The sequence below is a fragment of the Duganella sp. HH101 genome, assembly GCF_001758795.1.
GTDB lineage: Bacteria > Pseudomonadota > Gammaproteobacteria > Burkholderiales > Burkholderiaceae_D > Rugamonas > Rugamonas rivuli.
Genome location: NZ_LRON01000027.1, coordinates 1 through 20,327, shown reverse-complemented (window position 1 = coordinate 20,327; position 20,327 = coordinate 1). Strand labels below are relative to the sequence as shown.

The following is a 20,327-nucleotide window of genomic DNA, read 5'->3' as shown; positions in this document are numbered from 1 at the left end:
GACCGCAGCCGTAGCCTGTCATGCGCTCACGAACATCACTAAGTCACTCTGGCGCTTAGCCAGTAATTAATTTCTCTTTGCTCCAGACTCCGCCAACGGCGACGCGCGAAGCACCCCACCCCGGAGCAAGGGAGGCGATGTCGACGATAGTCGGGTCCAGTTGAAGTGCTTCGCTCATGCCAATAATCCGAATATCTTCCGAGTCGTTTGTGGTGCCGCAGGTAAAGGCCCAACTATCATCATCAGAATAATGCACTACTCGAAGGATTGGAAAATTCTCCTCAATTACTTGGCGAGTGCAAATTGCAGCCACGTTAGGTGCTTGGTCGAACGGCCATTCCATCTTTTTAATCCTTTTTAGGGTGACTTTCATGTGTGGCGGTCTGCTATTGGCCGGTTGCTGTCAAGTCCGGTCTACCCATTCATCCTCACAGCGAGCATAAACGACGATTGGAAGATGTTCCATCGGCGTCGGTTCTGGTGCAACAAGGTACTCCTCGTCAATTCGAAGGAGAAAACCCAATGGATAAGCAGCTTCAATTTCTGTCACGGCGCAGTTTAAAGCTTCTTTAGCCGACTCCGGCAATACACCGTCGGTATATATACGAAAATATATCTCTCTCAAAGAAGCTCCTAGGCTCATCGAGATACTTCTGACCCGAGGCGTGATGTGAGTCGTGAGCGCCATTTGCGCGACTGCTCTAAGTTGCAATATCTCTGGTGACATAGGTTTCAAATCTATTGTTCCGTTGGTTCTGCCCGCTGCTGGCCGAGATTGGACTATGCAAAAAGGAGCGCTGCGTCACGCGCCATACCTTCCAATTGCCCCGCCTCAAACATGATATTTACTCGTAACTCAGAATCATAGTCTTGACCTGCCAAAGTCACTTTCATCTTGATGTGGCCAGTTGAGTCGGTAGTCGCACTTAACAGGACACGACTCTCCAGGTCTCCCCATTTCTTTTCACCCTTCCAGCCGTCCCAGTCATCAGCCATATTTTTAAACCATTCTTCAAGCGGAACGGCCATGAATGTCGATGAAGGAGCACTACCTGAGAAGTAAGGAGTCTTCACTTGAACATTAAAGTCAATGGCGTCTTCAAATTTGTGGGTCACGCTGAAAGTCAGCAGCGAACCGTCATAGGGTGACTTTAGTTCCAAGTGATTCATCAATTTTCTTCTGACTGTCTTTTTGTTTACAAATTGGATTTCGAGGGTCCGGTTGTGGCCGTTAGCGCCTGAAGCCAAACTTCCACCAACTATTTGTAGAATGCTTGACCGCTACTTCAACAGTTGGCAGATCCTTGCGAGTGCCTGGCCAAATACCAGTTACTGCTCTAGGCACAATTTCGTCCGGCATAGGCTCGATATTACACGCGCCGTAAGTCACATCGACCCAACTCAAGCAGCCTCGCTCATCGGTAAACAAAAGCACATCAATCTCTTCGGCGAAGTTAGAACTTAGTACTACTTCATAAAATACCCCTGCACCTGATTGCAGCGGTAAGAAGTCGGCATCAGTCGGCACTTCAAATGCAAAGCCGTGACATCCGCAAGCACAAAGTTGGCCCACGTTGCCGATAGCGACCTGAGTGCGCAGAGCTTCAGCGAACGGTAAGTCTTGCGCCAGCAGGAAATTCAGCCAACCGGTTGCGTGTTGCTCAGAGTTCGCCATGCCGCTTTCTTAAATAGGAATCTAATAATGAGTTTGAGGTTGGGCCAGTGTCCGCAGCTGGCCGGATTCAGCCCCAAGGTGAAGCTTCGGCCACGACTACGCGCGACACTGCATCAAAAATTCACAAATACTCGCCCGGCGTTACGTTGGCCGCGGCGAGCACAGGCCGTTTATGGCTTCACGAACTTGAGCGTCATGCGGTCGCTCTCGCCGATAGCCTGGTACTTGTCGCGATCAAGTGCGGCGTTTGCCAGGGTCGGGGGCAGCGCCCATACGCCGCCCTTGTGGTCGGCCTTGTCCTTCGGATTGGCGTTGATCTCAGATTTGCCGACAAGCTTGAAGCCGACGCTCTCGGCCATCTTGATCACATACGACTCGTGGACGTAGCCGCTCGTGGCTGTGGCATCTTGCGGCATGGATTCAGGCAGGCGGTGGTCAGTCACGCCCAGCACGCCGCCGGGCTTCAGGCTGGTGTACAGCGCCTTGAACATGTCCTTGACCTTATCGTCGCCCAGCTCGACGAAGTTGTGCACGTTGCGGAAGGTGAGCACCATGTCGACGCTGTTTGCTGGGGCGAAGTTGTAGATGGCCTTGGGAGGACTGAAGGCGCCCCGCACGACCTTGTCATAGACCGCCGGCTTGGACTCCAACAAGGTCCTGGATATGACGCCGGCGCTGATCAGCTTGCCGTCCTGGCGCAGGTAGGGTGCCAGGATCTCGGTGTACCAACCGCCTTCCGGCAGCAATTCGACCACCGTCATGGCCGGCTTGATGCCGAAGAAAGTGAGCGTTTCGTAAGGATGGCGCCAAGTATCGCGCGCCACGTTGGTGCTACTCCGGTGGCTACCGGCGATGGCCGTACGCAGCGGGGCATCGTCGGTCATATCGGCGGCCTGCGTGAGGCCGGTCAGGCTGCACGCCAGCAAGCCGGCGGCCAGGATGAATATCTTCAATGTGTCGTCTCCAGGATTGATGGCAACGGCGTCATACCGTGCCGCCCGGCAATCATCGACCATGCCCTACTTGTCGTCAAGTTAATATTTTCGCGCATCAAATGCGTTCGCGAGCGTACTGCCGACCAAAGGTGGCACATCCCCGGCAGCTTTTGCTTGCATATGGACTACTCCTCGTTTGCAAACATTCCGTTCGCCGCGTGAGTGTATGGCAACGACAGCGGCCGCTCCACCGCTGATGCCGCCACGCTTTATCATAAAGGAACTGCGTTTCGCCACGAGCGGGGATGGTCCAGGTTCCTACGCGCTCGCCGTTGCTCCAGACCGGCAACGAGCGCGAGTGCGATTTACGTCTCATGAATTACCAGTCCGGCGTGGATGCGCCAACAGCTGCGCAGCAGCTTCAAGACGAGGCGGTTGAGCCGGTACTGCATAAATTCCTCAGGATGTCGCGCCAGCTCAGGATGCCAACCAGGCGTTCGTCTTTGGCGAGGATGGGGATGCAGGAGATGCCGTGCTCGTTGAACAAATCAATCGCTGCATCGATGGTGGCGTCTTCATACAGCACCTTCGGTCGGCGCGACATGATTTGGTGGACCTTCTTGTTCAAGGTCGCCGTGTCTTTGTAGGTCTCGACGGAGGTGCCGATATTGGGACTGAGCGCTTTGAATAAGTCACGGTCGGAAACCACGCCGAGCAGCTCCCCCTTCTCCATCGCCAGTAGATGATGGAATTTGCTGTGCTCGAAAATTTCCTTGACGAGCGCCAGTGTGTCGTCCAGTTCAACAGTGACGACCTTCTTGCTCATGATTTCCTTGACCAACATGGTCCCTCCCCCGTTAGAGCGTATCGTTTTACTAATCACGATAATACGCACTTTTCCGCTTGCCGCCTGGTTTTGCATGCACCGCGCGCCTTCGGCGCGCAAGGCTGGGCGCTTTGCGCCCAGCAGTCGGGCGATTCGGAACGGGCTGGGCTTGCAAGCCCAGCCCTTCGAATCTCACCGCTTCCGTCCGAAAATGCAAAAACCGCCCAGTGGGCGGTTTTTGCGTTTTCTGGCGGAAGCGGTGAGATTCGAACTCACGAACAGTTTAACCCGTCGCTAGTTTTCAAGACTAGTGCCTTCAACCACTCGGCCACGCTTCCTAAGTGTGCAGCATTATACAGAACTCACCCTCACTTGGGTGCCAAAACCGTCGATCCGCCCTCAGGCCGCACGACTGGCGCGCCCCGGCGTCCAGTTCTCGCGCAGCGCCTCTTCGAACGCCTCCGCCTCCAGCGGCCGCGAGAACAGGTAGCCCTGCACCTCGTCGCAGCCCGAATTCTTCAAAAACGCCAGCTGCTCGACCGTCTCCACCCCTTCGGCTATCACCTTGTGCTTGAGCTGCTGCGCGATGCTGATGATGGTGTTGGCAATCGCACAATCATTGGCATCGCCCGGGATGCCGATGGTGAACGAACGGTCGATCTTCAAGGTGTCGATCGGGAAGCGCTTCAGGTAGGACAAACTCGAATACCCGGTGCCGAAATCGTCCAGCGACAAGGTCACGCCCAGCGCCGTGATGCGGTCCATGATGCCGATCACGCGGTCGATGTTGTGCATCAGCGTGCTTTCGGTGATCTCCAGCTCCAGCCACGACGGCTCCAGCCCGTAGCGCGTCAGCGTCTCCTGCACCCGCCCCGGCAGCGTCGAGGTGAACTCGCGCGCGGAGACGTTGACCGCCAGCCGTATCGGCGGCAGCCCCGCGTCCTTCCATTGCTTGGCCTGGGCGCAGGCCGCCTCCAGCACCCATTCGCCGACCTGGACCACCAACCCGGTGGCCTCGGCCAGCGGGATGAACTCGGCCGGCGGCACCAGGCCGCGCACAGGATGGCGCCAGCGCACCAGCGCTTCGGCGCCGATGATCTTGCCGTTGTCGATGCAGAACTTGGGCTGGTAGTGCAGCAGCAGCTCGCCGTTGCCCAGCGCGTGGCGCAGGCCCGATTCGATCCGCATGCGCTCCTGCATGCCCTGGTTCATGTCCTGGCTGTAGAACGCGACGTGGTCGCCCTCCGCCCCGCCCTCCTGCTTGGCGCGGTACATGGCGATGTCGGCCAGCCGCAGCAGCGTCTCGGCGTCGCCGCCGTCCTGCGGGTAGACGCTGATGCCGATGCTGCCGCCCACGCGCAGGTCGTGGCCGTCGATCAAAATCGGCGTGTTCAGCGTGCCCAGCAGCTTTTGCGCCACCATGCTCGCCTCGAAGTGCTGGCCGATGTCGAACAGGCCGACGGCGAACTCGTCGCCGCCCAGCCGCGCCACCAGGTCCTGGTCGCGCAGCACGGCGCGGAAGCGGCGCGCCACTTCGCACAGCAGCTCGTCGCCGATCTTGCGCCCCAGCGTGTCGTTGATCAGCTTGAAGCGGTTGAGGTCGATGAACAGCACGCAGCCGTGCAGCCGGCTGCGCTGGGCCACCGTCAGCGCCTGGTCGACCAGCTTGGTCAGCAGCGAGCGGTTGGGCAGATTGGTCAGCGCGTCGTAGTAGGCCAGGTGGTGGATGCGCTCCTCCGCCATCTTGCGTTCGGTGATGTCGGTCAGGTAGGCGATCAGGCCGATGGCGCGGTCGTTGATGTCGCGCAGCGGCGACAGCGACAGGCTGGCCCAGAACACTTCACCCGATTTCTTTTTGCGCCGCACTTCCATCAGGCGTCCGCCCTGCTCCAGGAAGGTGTCGTCGAAGCTTTCGTCCTCGTCGTCGTACAGGAACAGGATGTTGCGCCCCACCGCTTCCACCGCGCTGTAGCCGAACAGGCGCTCCGCGCCCTTGTTCCAGCTGATGATGAAGCCGCTCATGTCCATGGTCAGCACGGACTCGTGGATGTGGTCGAGGATCTGCGCCTGGTGCTGCAGCTGCGATTCCACCTGCACGTAGGCGTGGGTGGAACGCTGCGCCAGCGAATGTACCTGCAGCACGCTGCCGGCCAGGTTGGCCAGGCTGGCCAGGTGCTGGCGGTCGATGTCGGTGTAGTGCTGCTGGCGGCCGGAGACGACGAAGCGGCCGAAGTACTGGTCGTCGAACAGCACGTCCTGGGTCAGCACGGGCACCGCGTCGTCGTTGGCGGCCAGCACCTCGACCACCGGCGGCTTGAGCAGCATGGCGTGGGTGTCGGCCGGCAGGAATTCGCCCAGCGGACTGTTCATCACGCCACGGACGATGCGCCCCAGTTCCTCGTTGAGTGCAGCTCCGCGCAAGCGCAGCACCGCGTCGCATAAAGCCGCGCTGCTGCTCAGGAAGTCGGAGACTGGATGCGCGAACATGGCTTATATATTCCTGCTCACCTGGATGGCCCAGTGGTAAGCCTGCAGTTGCGCGCCCCAGTAGGTTTCGCGGTCGAGGCCGGCCTTGTCCAGGCCGGCTGCGTCGTGGCGTTCCACCAATGCCAGCAGCTCGCCCAGCGGACCGGCGCGGTCCAGCAGCGCCATCACCACGTCGAGGTCGAGGCTGAGCGCGGCGACGATTTCGGTCATCGGCATGTCCAGCAGCACATCCAGCAGCGAGAACACGCCGGCCACGAAGGCCATGTCCTGCTGGTCGCGTTCCCAACCCAGCGCCTTGCTCAGCGCTTCCATCTGCGAGGCGCGCACGGCCGCCAGCGGCAGCAGCGGGTTGGCCATGCCGTCGTCCTGCTGGCGCGCGTACAGCAGCAATTGCAGCCAGCGCTGCAGCTGGCGGCGGCCCAGCACGTTGATGGCCTGGCCGAAGCTGTGGATCGGCGAACTGAGCGCGAACGCGGCCGAGTTCACCAGCTTGAGCAAATGATAGGACAGCGCCGGGTCTTGCTTGAGCAGCACTTCCAGTTCGCGCGAGTCGGCGTCGCGGGCCAGCAGGCCCAGCAGCGCCAGCAGGCGCTTGCGCGAGGTGCCGTCGCCGGCGTTGGTGTCTTGCGGCGGATGCAGGGCGAAGTCGCCGGAGAACCAGCTGAAGCCGGCCTTGGCGCATTCGGCGATGCGGTGTTCGCTGCCCATGCCGGTGGCCAGGTGCGGCCCGGGCTGGGCCACCAGCGCCAGCACCGGCGGCATGATGACGGAGGCGTCGACCATCAGCGAGCGCGCGCCGCACAGCGTGGCGGCCATGCCGGCCACGCCTTCGACCATGATGCGGTAGCCGGCGTCGGCATAGCCGGCCAGTTTCTTTTGTACGGGGATCTCGGAACAGGCGGCGGCCGGCACGCGCAGCACCACGCGGTTGGGCGGCAGCTCGGACAGCTGCGACAACTCCAGCATGGCCGGATTGGCCACCGGCAGGATGCAGTCCAGCGGCGCCAGCGCCGCGAATACGTCGGGCGTCTTGAGCAAGGTCAGCGCCGCCTGGAAGGCGTCGCCCGAGTCTGCGGACAATTCGAAAGTCAGGGCCACCCACTCGTTGTGAGCGTTGGACACCGCTTGTAATTCCACCAGTGGAAACATGCTAGTTTCAGGCGCAGACATCAATATCTCATTGAAGGTTGTGCGCGCAATCTTAGATCAAGCATTGATATTAAGCAATCAATAACCATCTGTCAGTATTGTTATTTTCAATACGACCAGTGTAAGACCAATCATCGCGCGCGAACGTTATCTTTTATACAATTGCAATTACACAACCGGTGCAGGAATATAGCAGATATTGCCGCACAAACACGCACTGTTAGGAATTGCTTAACGGAATTAGAGTCGATTCTCAATATTTACAACATGTCAGCGCTTACTGAACGTGCTGGACGGCGAAGCGTATCAGCTCGGCCTGCCCTTCGATGCCCAGCTTGCGCTTGATGTTGAGGCGGTGGGTTTCCACGGTGCGCACGCTGAGGTCGAGCGCGCGGGCGATCTGCTTGTTCGATTCGCCGTTGGCGATGTGGCGCAGCACTTCGTGCTCGCGCAGGGTCAGCTGGTTGTCCTGGTTTTGCGGCTGGGCCAGTTGGCGGGCCAGCGCCGCGCTGTAGTAGATGCCGCCGGACATGACGGTCTCGATGGCCACCACGATGTCCTTGCCGGGCGCATCCTTGAGCACATAGCCGCGCGCGCCGGCCTGGATGGCTTGCGACACATATTCCAGCTTGTCGTGCATGGACAGGATCAGCACGGCGATGCGCGGAAACGCCTGCTTGAACTGGGCCGTGGCCTCGATGCCGTTGGTGCCGCGCATATTAATGTCCATCAGCACCAGGTCGACGTCGCACTGCGCGGCCTGCTCCAGCGCCTCGGCCGCGCCGCCGGCCTCGGCCACGACGCGGAATTGCGGCATCGCCTCCAGCCGCGCGCGCAGGCCGTCGCGCACCAGGGGATGGTCGTCGACCAGCAGGATTTTGATAGTGGAAGTCATGTCGTGATCTTTATAAACTGTTTTAACTGTATTCATTGCCGGCAAACGCCGTGACCACCGTGCCGTCGCCGGACGAGGCGATGTCGAAGCGGCCGCCGATGGCGTCCATGCGCTCCATCATATTGCGCAAGCCGATGCCGCGCTTGGGATGCAGGGCGATGCCCTCGGCGTCGAAGCCGGCGCCGTCGTCGCGGATGCGCAGCGTGACGCCGCCGCGCTCGCCGGTCAGGCCGATCTCGATACGGCTGGCGCCGGCGTGGCGTTCGATATTGGTCAGCGCCTCCTGCGCCAGGCGGAACAGCACGGTGTTGGCGACGTCCGGCAGCTCGTCGGTGCAACCCTCCGCTTCGAAGTGTACCGGGGTTCCACTGCTGAGGGTGTACTCCTGGCCCAGGTGGTGCAGCGCCGCCGCCAGGCCGAGATCGTCGAGGATGGCCGGGCGCAGATTGTGCGAAATGCGGCGCACCTCGCCCATCACGTTGTTGAGCTGGTCCGCCGCGTGTTCGAAGGCCGCCTGCGCGGCCTGCTGCTGGCCGGCCTGGCCCGAGCTCAGGCGGATGATGCCGGCCTCAATCTGCAGCTTGATCGACACCAGCCACTGGCTGATGCCGTCGTGCAGGTCGCGCGACAGCCGCGCCCGCTCCTCTTCCTGCGACTCCACCACCCGCTGGGCCAGCACCTTGAGCTTGGCGTCGGCCACGCGCAGCTCGCTGATATTGAGCGCCAGCCCGGAGCTGCCCACCGCCACCGCCGCCGCGATGGCGATGGCGGCGATCCACAGCATGGTGTTGTGGATATTGCCCGACTGCTGGACGTCGACCTGGGCCAGCGCCCGGTCGACATCGTCGAGGTAGATGCCGGTGCCCATCATCCAGCCCCATTTCGGCATCGGGATCACGTAGCCGAGCTTGGCGCCGGATTTGTGCGTGGAAGGTTTGACCCACATGTAGCGCTCCAGCCCGCCGCCGGCCCTGGCCCGTTGCAGCAGCTTCTGGATGGTCGGCTGGCCCTGCTCGTCGCGCATCTCGTACAGGTTGCGGCCCACCAGCTCGGGCTGGCGCGGATGCATCAGCGTGTTGCCCAGCATATCGTAGACGAAGAAATAGCCGTCGTCGCCGTAGCTGAGCGAGGACAGGATGCGCTTGGCCTCGTTGCGGGTGGCCTCGTCGTCGCGGCCGGATTCGTACAGGTGGGCGATCGAGTGCGAGGCCAGCGCGACGTAGTGGCGCAGCTCGGCCTCCTTGCTGCTCAGGTAGGCTTGCTGGATGGTGTCGCGCTGCTGCTGGGCCAGCAGCACCGACTGGTGGCGCACCGCCAGCGCGATCGCGATCAGCGCCAGGATCAGCGGCGTGATGGCGAGGAAGATGACTTTTTGCCGCAACTTCATGAGGTTCCGTCCCGAATGATGCCGTAGCGCGATTCTACGCTCCCCGCCGCCCCGGGCCGCTACGTAGTTGTACCGAGCGATAGTGCGTAGTGCTGCGCTTGCGGCGGTTATCAGCTTGCTGAATACTGGTCATAAGCTGCCGGCATTAAGAGCTGGGGTCAAGTCTGACATTCGGACACGGCCTCTGCCGTAGCTAAGCCTACGGCAGAGGCCGTGTCCGAATGTCAGACTTGACCCCAGCCCAGAGCAGCGCCCCTATCCTTGGAGGAAGCATGAAAACACTGCACCACACCGCGCCACCCACGCTGGCCAGCCGGCTGGGCTGGGCCGCGCTCGCCCTGTGCGGCGCCGCGGCGCTCGGCGTCATCGCGCTCCAGCGCGGCGAAGCCGTCAGCGCCATCTGGATCGTCATCGCCGCCGTCTGCGTCTACCTGATCGCCTACCGCTTCTACAGCCTGTTCATCGCCGACAAGGTGCTGGGCCTGGACGCCCGCCGCATGACCCCGGCCAACAAGCTCAACGATGGCCTCGACCACGTGCCGACCAATAAGTACGTGCTGTTCGGCCACCACTTCGCCGCCATCGCCGGCGCCGGCCCGCTGGTCGGCCCGGTGCTGGCCGCGCAGATGGGCTATCTGCCCGGCATGCTGTGGATACTGGCCGGCGTGGTGTTTGCCGGCGCGGTGCAGGATTTCATCGTGCTGTTCATTTCCATGCGCCGCGACGGCCGTTCGCTGGGCGACCTGATCAAGTCGGAACTGGGCCAGATTCCCGGCATGATCGCGCTGCTGGGCACCTTCATGATCATGGTCATCATCCTGGCGGTGCTGGCGCTGATCGTGGTGAAGGCGCTGACCGGCTCGCCGTGGGGCAGCTTCACCGTGATGGCCACCATTCCGATCGCGCTGTTCATGGGCGTGTACTCGCGCTATATCCGCGTCGGCCGCATCGGCGAAGTGTCGGTCATCGGCTTCGTGCTGCTGATGGCGGCCATCTTCGGCGGCCAGCTGGTGCAGGAGAATCCGGCGCTGGCGCCGATGTTCACCTTCACCGGCACCGAGCTGACCTGGATGCTGATCGGCTACGGCTTCGTCGCCTCGGTGCTGCCGGTGTGGCTGCTGCTGGCGCCGCGCGACTACCTGTCGACCTTCCTCAAGATCGGCACCATCGTCGGCCTGGCGCTGGGCATCGTCATCGTCGCGCCTTACCTGAAGATGCCGGCGATGACCAAGTTCATCGACGGCACCGGTCCGGTCTGGGCCGGCTCGCTGTTCCCCTTCCTGTTCATCACGATTGCCTGCGGCGCCGTGTCCGGCTTCCACGCGCTGATCTCGTCGGGCACCACGCCCAAGATGATCGAGAATGAAAGCCACGCCCGCTTCATCGGCTACGGCGCGATGCTGATGGAATCGTTCGTCGCCATCATGGCGCTGGTGGCCGCCTCGACCATCGAGCCTGGCGTCTACTTCGCCATGAACAGCCCGGCCGCGCTGATCGGCACCACGGCCGAGTCCGCCGCGACGGCGATCTCGCAGTGGGGCTTCTACGTCACGCCGGAAATGCTGACCCAGACCGCCAGGGATGTCGGCGAGCACAGCATCATCTCGCGCGCCGGCGGCGCGCCGACGCTGGCGGTGGGCATGGCCCACATCCTGTCGGGCGTGATCGGCGGCAAGGTCATGATGGCCTTCTGGTACCACTTCGCCATCCTGTTCGAGGCGCTATTCATCCTGACGGCGGTGGACGCCGGCACCCGCGCCGGCCGCTTCATGCTGCAGGATTTGCTGGGCGCCTTCGTGCCGGCCATGAAGCAGACCGAGAACGTGTTCGCCAACCTGACCGCGACCGGCCTGTGCGTGGCGGCCTGGGGCTACTTCCTGTACCAGGGCGTGGTCGATCCGCTGGGCGGCATCAACACCTTGTGGCCGCTGTTCGGCATCGCCAACCAGATGCTGGCGGCGATCGCGCTGATACTCGGCACCTGCGTGCTGTTCAAGATGAAGCGCGCCAGGTACGCGTGGGTGACGATGGTGCCGACCGCCTGGCTGCTGATGTGCACGCTGACGGCGGGCTTCCAGAAGATCTTCGACGCCAATCCGAAAGTCGGCTTCCTGGCGCACGCCGCCAAGTACCAGGCCGCCTTCGACCAGGGCAAGCTGCTGGCGCCGGCCAAGTCGGTGGCGCAGATGCAGCAGGTGATCTTCAACGACTACCTGGATGCGTCGCTGGCGGGCTTCTTCGTGATCGTGGTGCTGAGCGTGCTGGTGTTCGGCATCCGCACCTTGCTGGCGGCGCGCGCCGCCGCCCAGCCGACCGCCAAGGAAAGCCCGATGGTGCTGATGCCCAAGGTGCAGTGATGCTCGGCGAAATCGCCAAGGCCGGCCGTTATCTCGGACAAAGCATGCGTCTGATGATGGGCCTGCCGGAATACGACACCTACGTCACGCACCGGGAAACCACGCATCCGGGCGAGCCGATGATGACGTATGAAGAGTTCTTCCGCGAACGCCAGGAAGCCCGCTACGGCGGCGCGGGCAAGCGCGGCGGTTGTTGCTAACTCCGGGGTCAGGTCCCCCATTTCTACACGAACTGAACCGTAGCAGTCGCTACGGTTCAGTTCGTGTAGAAATGGGGGACCTGACCCCGGATTTTTTTCGTCAACGCGGGAACTATCCTCCTTGGCCCCTTGTCCAACTCCCTTGAGCCGCGCACATCGGTGCATTCAGGGAGACGCATGTCACACGATTTTTCATACCAACAGGCCTTTGCCCGCAACATCGGCTGGGTCACGCAGGCGGAACAGTCTGTGCTGCGCGGCAAGCGCATCGCCATCGCCGGCATGGGCGGCGTCGGCGGCGTGCATCTGCTGACGCTGGCCCGACTCGGCGTCGGCGCCTTCCACATCGCCGACTTCGACAGCTTCGACATCGCCAACTTCAACCGGCAGGTCGGCGCCACCATGTCCACGCTGGGTCTGCCCAAGGTCGAGGTGCTGGCCGCCATGGCGCGCGACATCAACCCGCAGTTGCAGATCGAGCGCTTCCCCACCGGCGTCGACGGCAGCAACCTGGCCCAATTCTTCGACGGCGTCGACCTGTACGTGGACGGCCTGGACTTCTTCGCCTTCGGCGCGCGCCAGGCCACCTTCGCCGCCTGCGCGCGGCTGGGCATACCGGCCATCACGGCCGCGCCGCTGGGCATGGGCACGGCGGTGCTGAACTTCCTGCCGGGTAAAATGACGTTCGAACAGTACTTCGGCTGGGGCCAGCTGCCGGACGAGGAAAAGGCGCTGCGCTTCCTGGTCGGCCTGGCGCCGGCCGGACTGCACGCCGCTTATCTGGTCGATCCATCCAGCATCAACCTGAAGGAGCAGCGCGGGCCGTCGACCATCATGGGCTGCGAACTGTGCGCGGGCGCCGCCGCCACCGAGGCGCTGAAGATATTGCTCAACCGGGGCAAGGTCGACGCGGCGCCGCGCGGTTATCATTTCGACGCCTATCGTAACAAGCTGGTCCGCACCTGGCGGCCCGGCGGCCACCGCCACCCGCTGCAGCGCTTGGCCATGATGCTGGTGAAGCGCCGGCGCGAGGAACAGACATGAGCAAGATGGAACAGCATCTCGACGCCACGCTGGAGCAGATCCTGGAGCTGGCGCGCTGGGCGCCCAGCGGCGACAACACCCAGCCGTGGCGCTTCGAAATCCTCGACGCCCGCCGCCTGGTGGTGCATGGCCACGATACGCGCGACCATTGCGTCTACGACCTCGACGGCCATCCCAGCCAGATCTCGCTGGGCGCGCTGCTGGAGACGATGGCGATCGCCGCCAGCGCCCACCAGCTGGAACTGCGGGCCATACGCCACGTCGAGGCGCCGGACCACCGCCCCACCATCAGCGTCGACTTCGTACCGGCGCCGCAGCTGGAGCCCGATCCGCTGGCCGACTTCATCCTGCCGCGCAGCGTGCAGCGGCGCCCGCTGAGCCGGCGTCCGCTGACGCCGGCCGAGAAAGCCGCGCTGACGGCGGCGCTGCCGGACGGCTACCACGTGCACTGGCTCGAAGGTGCGCAGCGGCTGGCCGCGGCGCGGCTGATGTTCCGCAACGCCAAGCTGCGCCTGACGATGCCGGAAGCGTGGCAGGTGCACAAGTCGGTGATCGAATGGAACGCCCGCTACAGCGAGGACCGCATCCCGGACCAGGCGCTGGGCGTGGACGCCGCCACCGCCAGGCTGATGCGCTGGGTCATGCAGCGCTGGCAGCGGGTGGCCTTCTTCAACACCTGGCTGGCCGGCACGCTGGCGCCGCGCCTGCAGATGGACCTGATCCCCGGCCTGGCCTGCGCCGCCCATTTCGTGCTGACGGCGCCGCGCCGGCCGCAGCGCGTCGACGACTACCTGGCCGCCGGCCGCGCCATGCAGCGCTTCTGGCTGACCGCCACCGCGCAGGGCCTGCAGTTGCAGCCTGAGCTGACGCCGCTGATCTTCGCCCGCTACGTGCGCGAGGGCCGGGTGTTCTCCGCCACCACCGGCATGCAGCAGCGCGCCGGGGAACTGTCGCGCCAGGGCGCGCGCCTGACCGGCCCGGCGGTGTGGGAGACCGCGGTGTTCATGGGCCGCATCGGCGCCGGCCCGGCGGCGACGGCGCGCTCGCTGCGCAAGCCGCTGCGCGCGCTGCTGGTCGGCCCCGGCGGGAGGCCTTGATGCGCGCCATCAAGCCGGCGCAGATCGCGCTGTTCCTGGCGCTGCTGGCGGCCATCCTGGCGCTGGCCCTGCTGACCACCTCGCTGCTGCTGGGCGAGCTGCCGCTGGGCGATTTCCGCGGCGTCACGCTGGTGGGCGCCGCCATGCTGCTGGTCTATCTGTACGCCTTCCTGGTGTACCGCGCCTTCCTGTACGCGCTGCCGCTGCAGGAAGGCGTGGTGCCGGAACATACGCGCCAGGAGCTGGCCGCCAACGTCAACATCCTGTTCTATCTGCTGCTGTTCAATTCGCTGATCCGCACCCACTTCCTGCCGGTGCCGCTGCAGCGCCTGGTCTACCTGGCGCTGGGCGCCGAGCTGGGCGCCAACACCTACAGCGCCGGCGCCATCCTCGACCCGCCGCTGACCCGCATCGGCAGCAACACCATCGTCGGCCACGACGCCGTCATCTTCGCCCACGTGATCGAGGGCAGCCGGCTGGAGCTCAAGGCGGTCGTCATCGGCGACACCGTCACCATCGGCGCGGCGGCCGTCATCATGGCGGGCGTGCGGATCGGCGACCATGCCATCGTCTCGGCCGGCGCCGTCGTCACCAAGGACAGCGTCATCGGCGCCGGCGAAGTCTGGGGCGGCATTCCGGCCCGCCGGCTGAAGGCGGCAGCGCTGCCGCAGTGACGGTTTTCTTTACAGTGCCGCACGGCCGCCATCACGAGACGGCCCCAAGCCTTTGATTCCGTGCATATCAAGGCCGCTGGCAAGCGTCTTGCTCCTGTGCGGGAACGGCCCCGATCCCGGGGTTGCCATCCAGGGAGCACAATATGAGCAAGCTTACACCGGCCATAGCCGCCGCCGTCATCGCCACCGCGCTGGCGTCGCCCGCCGCCCATGCCGGCCCGGCCGTCGGGCTCGACCCGACCGGCAGCGGCAGCTACAGCAGCTATGCCGACCTGTGGACCAACGTCACCAACACCGCGCTGGCCACCAAGTTCATCCCCGGCGTCAGCGTCGGCGGCGGTTCCGGCTTGGGTCCCCCGCCCGCCCTGCCCTACCTGAGCGAACTGCGGTCGCAAATGGTGATCGGCACCATGTCAAACGGCTCGGCCATCAACACGCCTGGCGGCTTGAACACCGGCTTCGAACTGAGCGCCGTGGCGCGCTTCGAGGAACTGGTGGACCGGCAGACGGCGACCACGGCCCACTTCACGCTGCCGGGCAGCCAGTCTGCCGGGATGGATGTCGATCCGCTGCACGACGGCGTGCAGAACATCGCCTTCTACCTCGACCGCTACGGCCCGGGCGCCGCCAGCAGGGCCGTACCCGGCGACGGCCCCGGCACCGTGCGCTGCTACGGCGCCGGCTCCACCTCGGCCGGTTGCGACGAGCCCGGCGACCCGGACGGCGACGGCGTGATGGTCATGTCCGGCCACCTGATCTTCAACGAGGCCAACGTCGCCACCGCCGGCGGCATCTCCACCGGCGCCTTCGATATGCGCTTCATGATCGACTATGTCGACGCCCACTATCTCGACGTCGCCACCGGCGCCGTGTTCCAGAACAACGTCACCGGCGCCGCCACCATCCCCTCGCTGTACACGCCGGCCACCATGTGGGACGGCACGCCGCCGTCCGGCGTGCCGCTGATGAAGTTCGACGGCTCCGGTTCGTTCGCGCTGGCGGTCCCAGAACCCGCCACGCTGGCCCTGCTTGGCCTGGGCCTGGCCGGCCTGGCGCTGAACCGGCGACGGCCGCCGGCAGCCTGATGCCCGCCTTTCGGCCCGGCCCCCAGCCGGGCTTTTTTTCGGGCGGCGGCAACGACGGAATTCTTTACACCGCCCCCGCGCCACACGCGCCGCCGCACCCCAAGTCCTTGATTTGATTGACACGCGGTCCATTGGCAAGGCTTTTGCTCTGAAGTCCGTACGATCCCGATTTCCGGGTTCATATCTTTCTAGGGAGCACACATGAACAACCTCAAATCCGCCCTGGCCGCCGCGATGATGAGCGCCTCGCTGGCCGCCGTGGCTGGCCCCACCGTGGGCCTGGACCCCACCGGCTCCGGCACCTACACCACCTATGCCGATCTGTGGACCAACGTCACCGATACCGCGCTGGCCACCGGCTTCATACCCGGCCTCACCGTCGGTCCGGGCGGCGCCGCCCCTTACCTGACCGAGCTGCGCACGCAGATGGTGGTCGGCACCATGTCGAACAGCAACATCCCGGCCATCGTCACGCCGGCCGGCCTGAACACCGCTTTCGAAATCAGCAAGGTGGTGCGTTTCCAGGAGCTGGTCGACCTGCAGACCCCGACCACCGCGCACTTCACGCTGCCCGCCGCCCAGTCGGCCGCGATGGACGTCGATCCGCTGCGCGCCGGCGTGCAGAACCTCGCCATCTTCTTCGACCGCCTGGTGCCGGCCGGCGGCCCCAACAGTCAAGCCGTGCCCGGCAACGGCGTCAACACCGTGCGCTGCTACGGTGAAGGCCCGACCTCGGTCGGTTGCGGCGGCGTCGGCGATCCCGACGGCGACGGCATCATGATCCTGTCCGGCCACCTGGTGTTCAACGACGCCAGCTTCACCGCCACCGGCCCGGTGGGCACCGGCTCCTTCGATTCGCGCTTCATGATCGACTACGTCGACCCGGCCTACCTGGACATCGTCACCGGCTCCATCTTCCAGGACAAGATCACCGGCACCACCAACGTGCCATCCTTCTTCACGCCCACCACCATGTGGGATGGCGCCACGCCCACCACGGTGCCCTTCCTGAAGGTCGATTCCTCGCAGAGCTTCGCCGCCGTGCCGGAACCGGCCACGCTGGCCCTGCTCGGCCTGGGCTGCGCCGGCCTGGCGTTGGGGCGCCGCCGCATCGTGCCATCGTGAGCCTGGACGGACCCGCGCATCCGGCGGGTCCGTTTTGTCAATGCCGGCCGTCCACCACGCGCCGCAGCATGTCGTCGAAGCGCCGCGCCACATCGTAGCGCTGGAACAGCGTCGCCACCCGCGACGCCGCGGCGCGCGCCGCGCCGGGCTCCAGCAGGGCCAGCACCGCGCGCCGCAAGGCCTCTTCGTTCAGCCGGTCCGAGCGCAGCAGGATGCCGGCCCCCATCGCCACCACGCCGCGCATGTTCAGATACTGGTCCAGATTGCCCGCGATGCCCAGCACCGGCACCCCGGCGGCCAGCGCCTGCTGGCAGGTCGGGCTGCCGCCGTTGCAGATCACCAGCCGCGCGCGCCGCGCCGCCTCCTCGCCCGGCAGATAGGTGGCCACCTGCGCATTGTCCGGCAGCACGCCGGGATCGGCCTGGCCGGCGGTGGCGGCCACCACCCTCAGCGGCAGGCCGGCCAGCGTCTGCAGTATCTGCGGCAGCAAGGCGCCCTGCCCCGAGCTGCCCAGCGTGACGTAGATGATGGGCAAGTCCGTCGGCAGCAGCTCCCACCAGGATGGCGGCGGCGTCGGCGGCGACCACGTCACCGGCCCCAGATAGGCGTGTTGCTCCGGCAAGCCAACCGCAGGGAACATTTCCGGGATATCCGGATACAGCACGTAGTCGGCATCGGCGTACACGCGCCGCAAGTCATAGCCCAACGATGGCAGGCCATAGGCCCGCCGCACGCGGTTCAGCGGCACGCTGTGCAGCGCGAACGCCAGCGGCCTGGCAAGCCGGAACAGGCGGTCGGCCAGCGCGATCGGCAGCGCGCGCGCCAGCGCGATCGCCGGCACCGTGTAGCGCTGCGGCACGTAGGGGCTCCAGTAGGCATTGATCAGGCCGACATATGGCACGCCCGCCACGCGCGCGCTGACCGACAGCGACAGGCGGAAATCGCCCACCACCACAGCCGGCCGCACCGCCTGCAGCAGGCGCAGGTCGTCCTCCACGTAGCGCCGCAGCGTCGCGCTGTCGTACACCGGCTTGCCGGCCGCCAACGCCGCCAGGAAGCGCTCGCTGGAGATGCTGCTCACTGTCCAGCTGTTCACCCTGCTGCCGTGGAAAAAACTTTCGTAGCCGGGCGCGCAGGCGAAGTGCACATCGTACTGCTGCGGCGACAGCATTTGCGCGAGCGCCAGCGGCCGGCCCACATGCGCCAGCGTGACCGCCTCCGCCACGAACAGGATTTTTTTGCGTTCCATGCTCCCAGCTTGCGGCGCTGCCCAAGGCGTTGTTTGAGAATGCGCAAAGGTGCGGGCATTAGATGCAGATCAAGGCCGCACCGATGCGGACGCTATATTTTTCCTATTGGCACCTAGTGATCAGCCTGCCGCGCCGACGCTTTCGGCGTCCACCGTTAGCCACCGACTACAGCAATGTTCAATTTCGAACGTTCCGGTCTGAGCCAGAAGCTGACCATCATCTCCGTGCTGTCCACCGGCAGCGCGCTGATGCTGGTCTTCATCGCGTTTGCCGCCACCTCCATCCTCAGCCGCACCGACGACGAGCGCAAACAACTGGCGACGCTGGCCGGCGTGATCGGCAACAACAGCGTGACGGCCTTGCAGGTCGCCGACGGCAAACGGGCCGAGCAAATGCTGGCCACGCTGGCGGTGGAGGACGAGATCCAGCAGGCCGCGCTGTACGACAGCGCCGGCAAGCTGCTGGCGCGCTACACCTCGACCACCCTGTCCGGCGTGCAGGAAGCGCCGGAACAATTGCCGGAGCCGCAGGCGCAGCAGGAAGTGCGCACCTTCCACAGCGGCCCGCCGTGGGCGCCGGCGATGCGGCTGCTGCGTCCGGTGCGCAGCAACGACGAACTCGTCGGCACCGTGCTGATCGAAGGCGCGCAGACGCGCATGTGGGTCGACCTGTTCAAGAACCTGGCCGCCGCCGCCGTGGCCGCCATGCTGTCCTTCATGATGGCGTTGCTGACGGCGGCGCGCTTCAAGGGCAGCATCGCCGAGCCGGTCGGCAAGCTGATCGCGGCGGCGCAGCAGGTCAGCCGCGGCCAGCCGACGCCGCGCATCGTCCACCAGCGCAGCGACGAGCTGGGCGCGCTGACCGACAGCTTCAACGACATGCTGGCCCAGGTCGAGGCGCGCGACGGCGCGCTGGCGCAGTACCGCGACGAGCTCGAACGCCAGGTCGGCGTGCGCACCGAGCAGCTGGAAAAAGCCAAGAACGCCGCCGAGGCCGCCAGCCGGGCGAAGAGCGCCTTCCTCGCCACCATGAGCCACGAAATCCGCACGCCGATGAACGGCGTGCTCGGCATGACCGAACTGCTGCTGGCCACGCGCCTGTCCGAACAGCAGCGCCACTACACCAGCATGGTCAAGCGCTCGGGCGAGCACTTGCTGGTCATCATCAACGACATCCTGGATTTTTCCAAGATCGAGGCCGGCAAGCTGACCGTCGAATACATCCATTTCAATTTCCGCGAGCTGCTCGACGATATCGACAACGTCTTCTCGCCACAGGCGCAGGCCAAGGGCATCCGCCTGGAACTGGCGATCGCCTACGATATCCCGATCGCCATCTGCGGCGATCCGAACCGGCTGCGCCAGGTCATCTTCAACCTGCTGGGCAACGCCATCAAGTTCACCGACAGCGGCAAGATCACGGTCAAGGTGGCCGTGGTGCACGAGGATGCGCAGACCGTCGGCCTGCGTTTCGAAGTGCACGATACCGGCATCGGCGTCTCCAGCGAAGCGCGGGCGCGCATTTTCGACTCCTTCTCGCAAGCCGACGGCTCCACCACCCGCAAGCACGGCGGCACCGGCCTGGGATTGGCGATCTCCAAACAACTGGTGGAGCTGATGGGCGGCACGATAGGCGTCGACCATGCGCTAACTCAAGGATCGATCTTTTGGTTTGCCGTAAATTTTGACAAACGTCGTATCGATGTCGACGATCCTTCTTTCCACGCCACCCAGGAATGCCGCGCTTTGATTGTCGACGAGAACCCCGCCAGCCGGAGCGAGCTGGAACAGCTGCTGGCCAGCTGGCGCATCGCCAGCAGCAGCGCCAGCGCCACCGACGCCCTGCCGCAATTGCGCCAGGCGGCGGCGCGCGGCCGTCCCTACGACGCCGTGCTGCTGGACATGGACCTGCCGCGCACCAGCGGCTTGGCGCTGGCCGCCGCCATCCGCGCCGAGCCGGCGCTGGCGGCGTCGCGGCTGCTGTTGCTGAGCACCGAACGCAACGCCGCCGACGGCGTGCAGCGGCGCGAAGCCGGCGTCGCCTTTCAACTGATCAAACCGCCGCGCGCCTGCGACTTGTTCGACTGCCTGCTGGCGCCCGGCCGCGGCGGTTTGATCAGTTGAAAGGCGACGCCGGCTTCG

General features: G+C 64.6%; 19 protein-coding genes and 1 tRNA gene. 8 read left to right on the top strand and 12 right to left on the bottom strand.

Features of this window, described 5'->3' with window-relative positions:
- Positions 1-55: 55 nt before the first annotated feature.
- The 11 genes from DUGA2_RS33825 to DUGA2_RS28405 form a co-directional block, all read right to left on the bottom strand.
- On the bottom strand, positions 56-373 hold the full coding sequence (locus tag DUGA2_RS33825; RefSeq protein ID WP_071658991.1) for a hypothetical protein: 318 nt from the start codon (positions 371-373) through the stop codon (positions 56-58).
- Positions 374-403: 30 nt separating this feature from the next.
- Positions 404-643 carry a hypothetical protein gene (locus tag DUGA2_RS34120; protein ID WP_168167833.1) on the bottom strand — a complete coding sequence of 80 codons (240 nt, stop codon included), beginning with the start codon at positions 641-643 and terminating at the stop codon, positions 404-406.
- A gap of 137 nt (positions 644-780) precedes the next feature.
- Complete coding sequence (locus DUGA2_RS28440; protein WP_141753407.1) at positions 781-1,170, bottom strand: DUF6228 family protein; 390 nt, start codon at positions 1,168-1,170, stop codon at positions 781-783.
- A gap of 61 nt (positions 1,171-1,231) precedes the next feature.
- Positions 1,232-1,675, bottom strand: a complete 444-nt coding sequence (locus tag DUGA2_RS33820; RefSeq protein ID WP_141753406.1) for a hypothetical protein — start codon at positions 1,673-1,675, stop codon at positions 1,232-1,234.
- A gap of 170 nt (positions 1,676-1,845) precedes the next feature.
- Positions 1,846-2,628, bottom strand: coding sequence for a class I SAM-dependent methyltransferase (locus DUGA2_RS28435; protein ID WP_070272712.1), 783 nt, complete (start codon positions 2,626-2,628; stop codon positions 1,846-1,848).
- 403 nt (positions 2,629-3,031) lie between these two features.
- The gene (locus DUGA2_RS28430) at positions 3,032-3,454 is read right to left on the bottom strand and encodes a CBS domain-containing protein (RefSeq protein WP_070272711.1); all 423 of its coding nucleotides are present in this window, start codon (positions 3,452-3,454) and stop codon (positions 3,032-3,034) included.
- 230 nt (positions 3,455-3,684) lie between these two features.
- A tRNA-Ser gene (locus tag DUGA2_RS28425) sits at positions 3,685-3,774 on the bottom strand.
- Between the two features lie 61 nt (positions 3,775-3,835).
- Positions 3,836-5,923 (bottom strand): bifunctional diguanylate cyclase/phosphodiesterase, encoded by a 2,088-nt coding sequence (locus DUGA2_RS28420; RefSeq protein WP_070272710.1) that lies wholly within the window; start codon positions 5,921-5,923, stop codon positions 3,836-3,838.
- Between the two features lie 3 nt (positions 5,924-5,926).
- A complete protein-coding gene (locus tag DUGA2_RS28415) occupies positions 5,927-7,072 on the bottom strand; it encodes an EAL and HDOD domain-containing protein (RefSeq protein ID WP_229214791.1) in 1,146 nt (381 codons plus the stop codon).
- A gap of 277 nt (positions 7,073-7,349) precedes the next feature.
- On the bottom strand, positions 7,350-7,967 hold the full coding sequence (locus tag DUGA2_RS28410; RefSeq protein WP_070272708.1) for a response regulator transcription factor: 618 nt from the start codon (positions 7,965-7,967) through the stop codon (positions 7,350-7,352).
- A 22-nt stretch (positions 7,968-7,989) separates the two neighbouring features.
- Positions 7,990-9,354 carry a cache domain-containing protein gene (locus tag DUGA2_RS28405; protein ID WP_070272707.1) on the bottom strand — a complete coding sequence of 455 codons (1,365 nt, stop codon included), beginning with the start codon at positions 9,352-9,354 and terminating at the stop codon, positions 7,990-7,992.
- 272 nt (positions 9,355-9,626) lie between these two features.
- Between DUGA2_RS28405 and DUGA2_RS28400 the strand changes: the two genes are divergently transcribed.
- The 7 genes from DUGA2_RS28400 to DUGA2_RS28370 all read left to right on the top strand — a co-directional run bounded on the left by DUGA2_RS28400 (position 9,627) and on the right by DUGA2_RS28370 (position 16,936).
- Positions 9,627-11,711, top strand: coding sequence for a carbon starvation CstA family protein (locus DUGA2_RS28400; protein ID WP_070272706.1), 2,085 nt, complete (start codon positions 9,627-9,629; stop codon positions 11,709-11,711).
- The gene (locus DUGA2_RS28395; protein ID WP_070272705.1) at positions 11,711-11,911 is read left to right on the top strand and encodes a YbdD/YjiX family protein; all 201 of its coding nucleotides are present in this window, start codon (positions 11,711-11,713) and stop codon (positions 11,909-11,911) included. Before DUGA2_RS28400 ends, DUGA2_RS28395 begins: the two co-directional genes overlap by 1 nt.
- Positions 11,912-12,088: 177 nt before the next feature.
- Positions 12,089-12,955, top strand: coding sequence for a ThiF family adenylyltransferase (locus DUGA2_RS28390; protein ID WP_070272704.1), 867 nt, complete (start codon positions 12,089-12,091; stop codon positions 12,953-12,955).
- Positions 12,952-14,052: a nitroreductase family protein gene (locus DUGA2_RS28385; protein ID WP_070272703.1), complete on the top strand. Its 1,101-nt coding sequence runs from the start codon at positions 12,952-12,954 to the stop codon at positions 14,050-14,052. The genes DUGA2_RS28390 and DUGA2_RS28385 overlap by 4 nt, the downstream gene beginning before the upstream one ends.
- Positions 14,052-14,726 carry a DapH/DapD/GlmU-related protein gene (locus DUGA2_RS28380; protein WP_070272702.1) on the top strand — a complete coding sequence of 225 codons (675 nt, stop codon included), beginning with the start codon at positions 14,052-14,054 and terminating at the stop codon, positions 14,724-14,726. The genes DUGA2_RS28385 and DUGA2_RS28380 overlap by 1 nt, the downstream gene beginning before the upstream one ends.
- 143 nt (positions 14,727-14,869) lie before the next feature.
- The gene (locus DUGA2_RS28375; protein ID WP_070272701.1) at positions 14,870-15,811 is read left to right on the top strand and encodes a PEP-CTERM sorting domain-containing protein; all 942 of its coding nucleotides are present in this window, start codon (positions 14,870-14,872) and stop codon (positions 15,809-15,811) included.
- Positions 15,812-16,012: 201 nt separating this feature from the next.
- Entirely contained in the window at positions 16,013-16,936 is a 924-nt protein-coding gene (locus tag DUGA2_RS28370) for a PEP-CTERM sorting domain-containing protein (protein ID WP_070272700.1), read from the top strand.
- 37 nt (positions 16,937-16,973) lie between these two features.
- On the opposite strand, the gene DUGA2_RS28365 is transcribed toward DUGA2_RS28370, so the two are convergent.
- Entirely contained in the window at positions 16,974-18,185 is a 1,212-nt protein-coding gene (locus DUGA2_RS28365) for a glycosyltransferase (protein ID WP_070272699.1), read from the bottom strand.
- Between the two features lie 174 nt (positions 18,186-18,359).
- Here DUGA2_RS28365 and DUGA2_RS28360 point away from each other — a divergent pair, with 174 nt between their 5' ends.
- Positions 18,360-20,309: an ATP-binding protein gene (locus DUGA2_RS28360; RefSeq protein ID WP_307171556.1), complete on the top strand. Its 1,950-nt coding sequence runs from the start codon at positions 18,360-18,362 to the stop codon at positions 20,307-20,309.
- Positions 20,310-20,327: the final 18 nt, after the last annotated feature.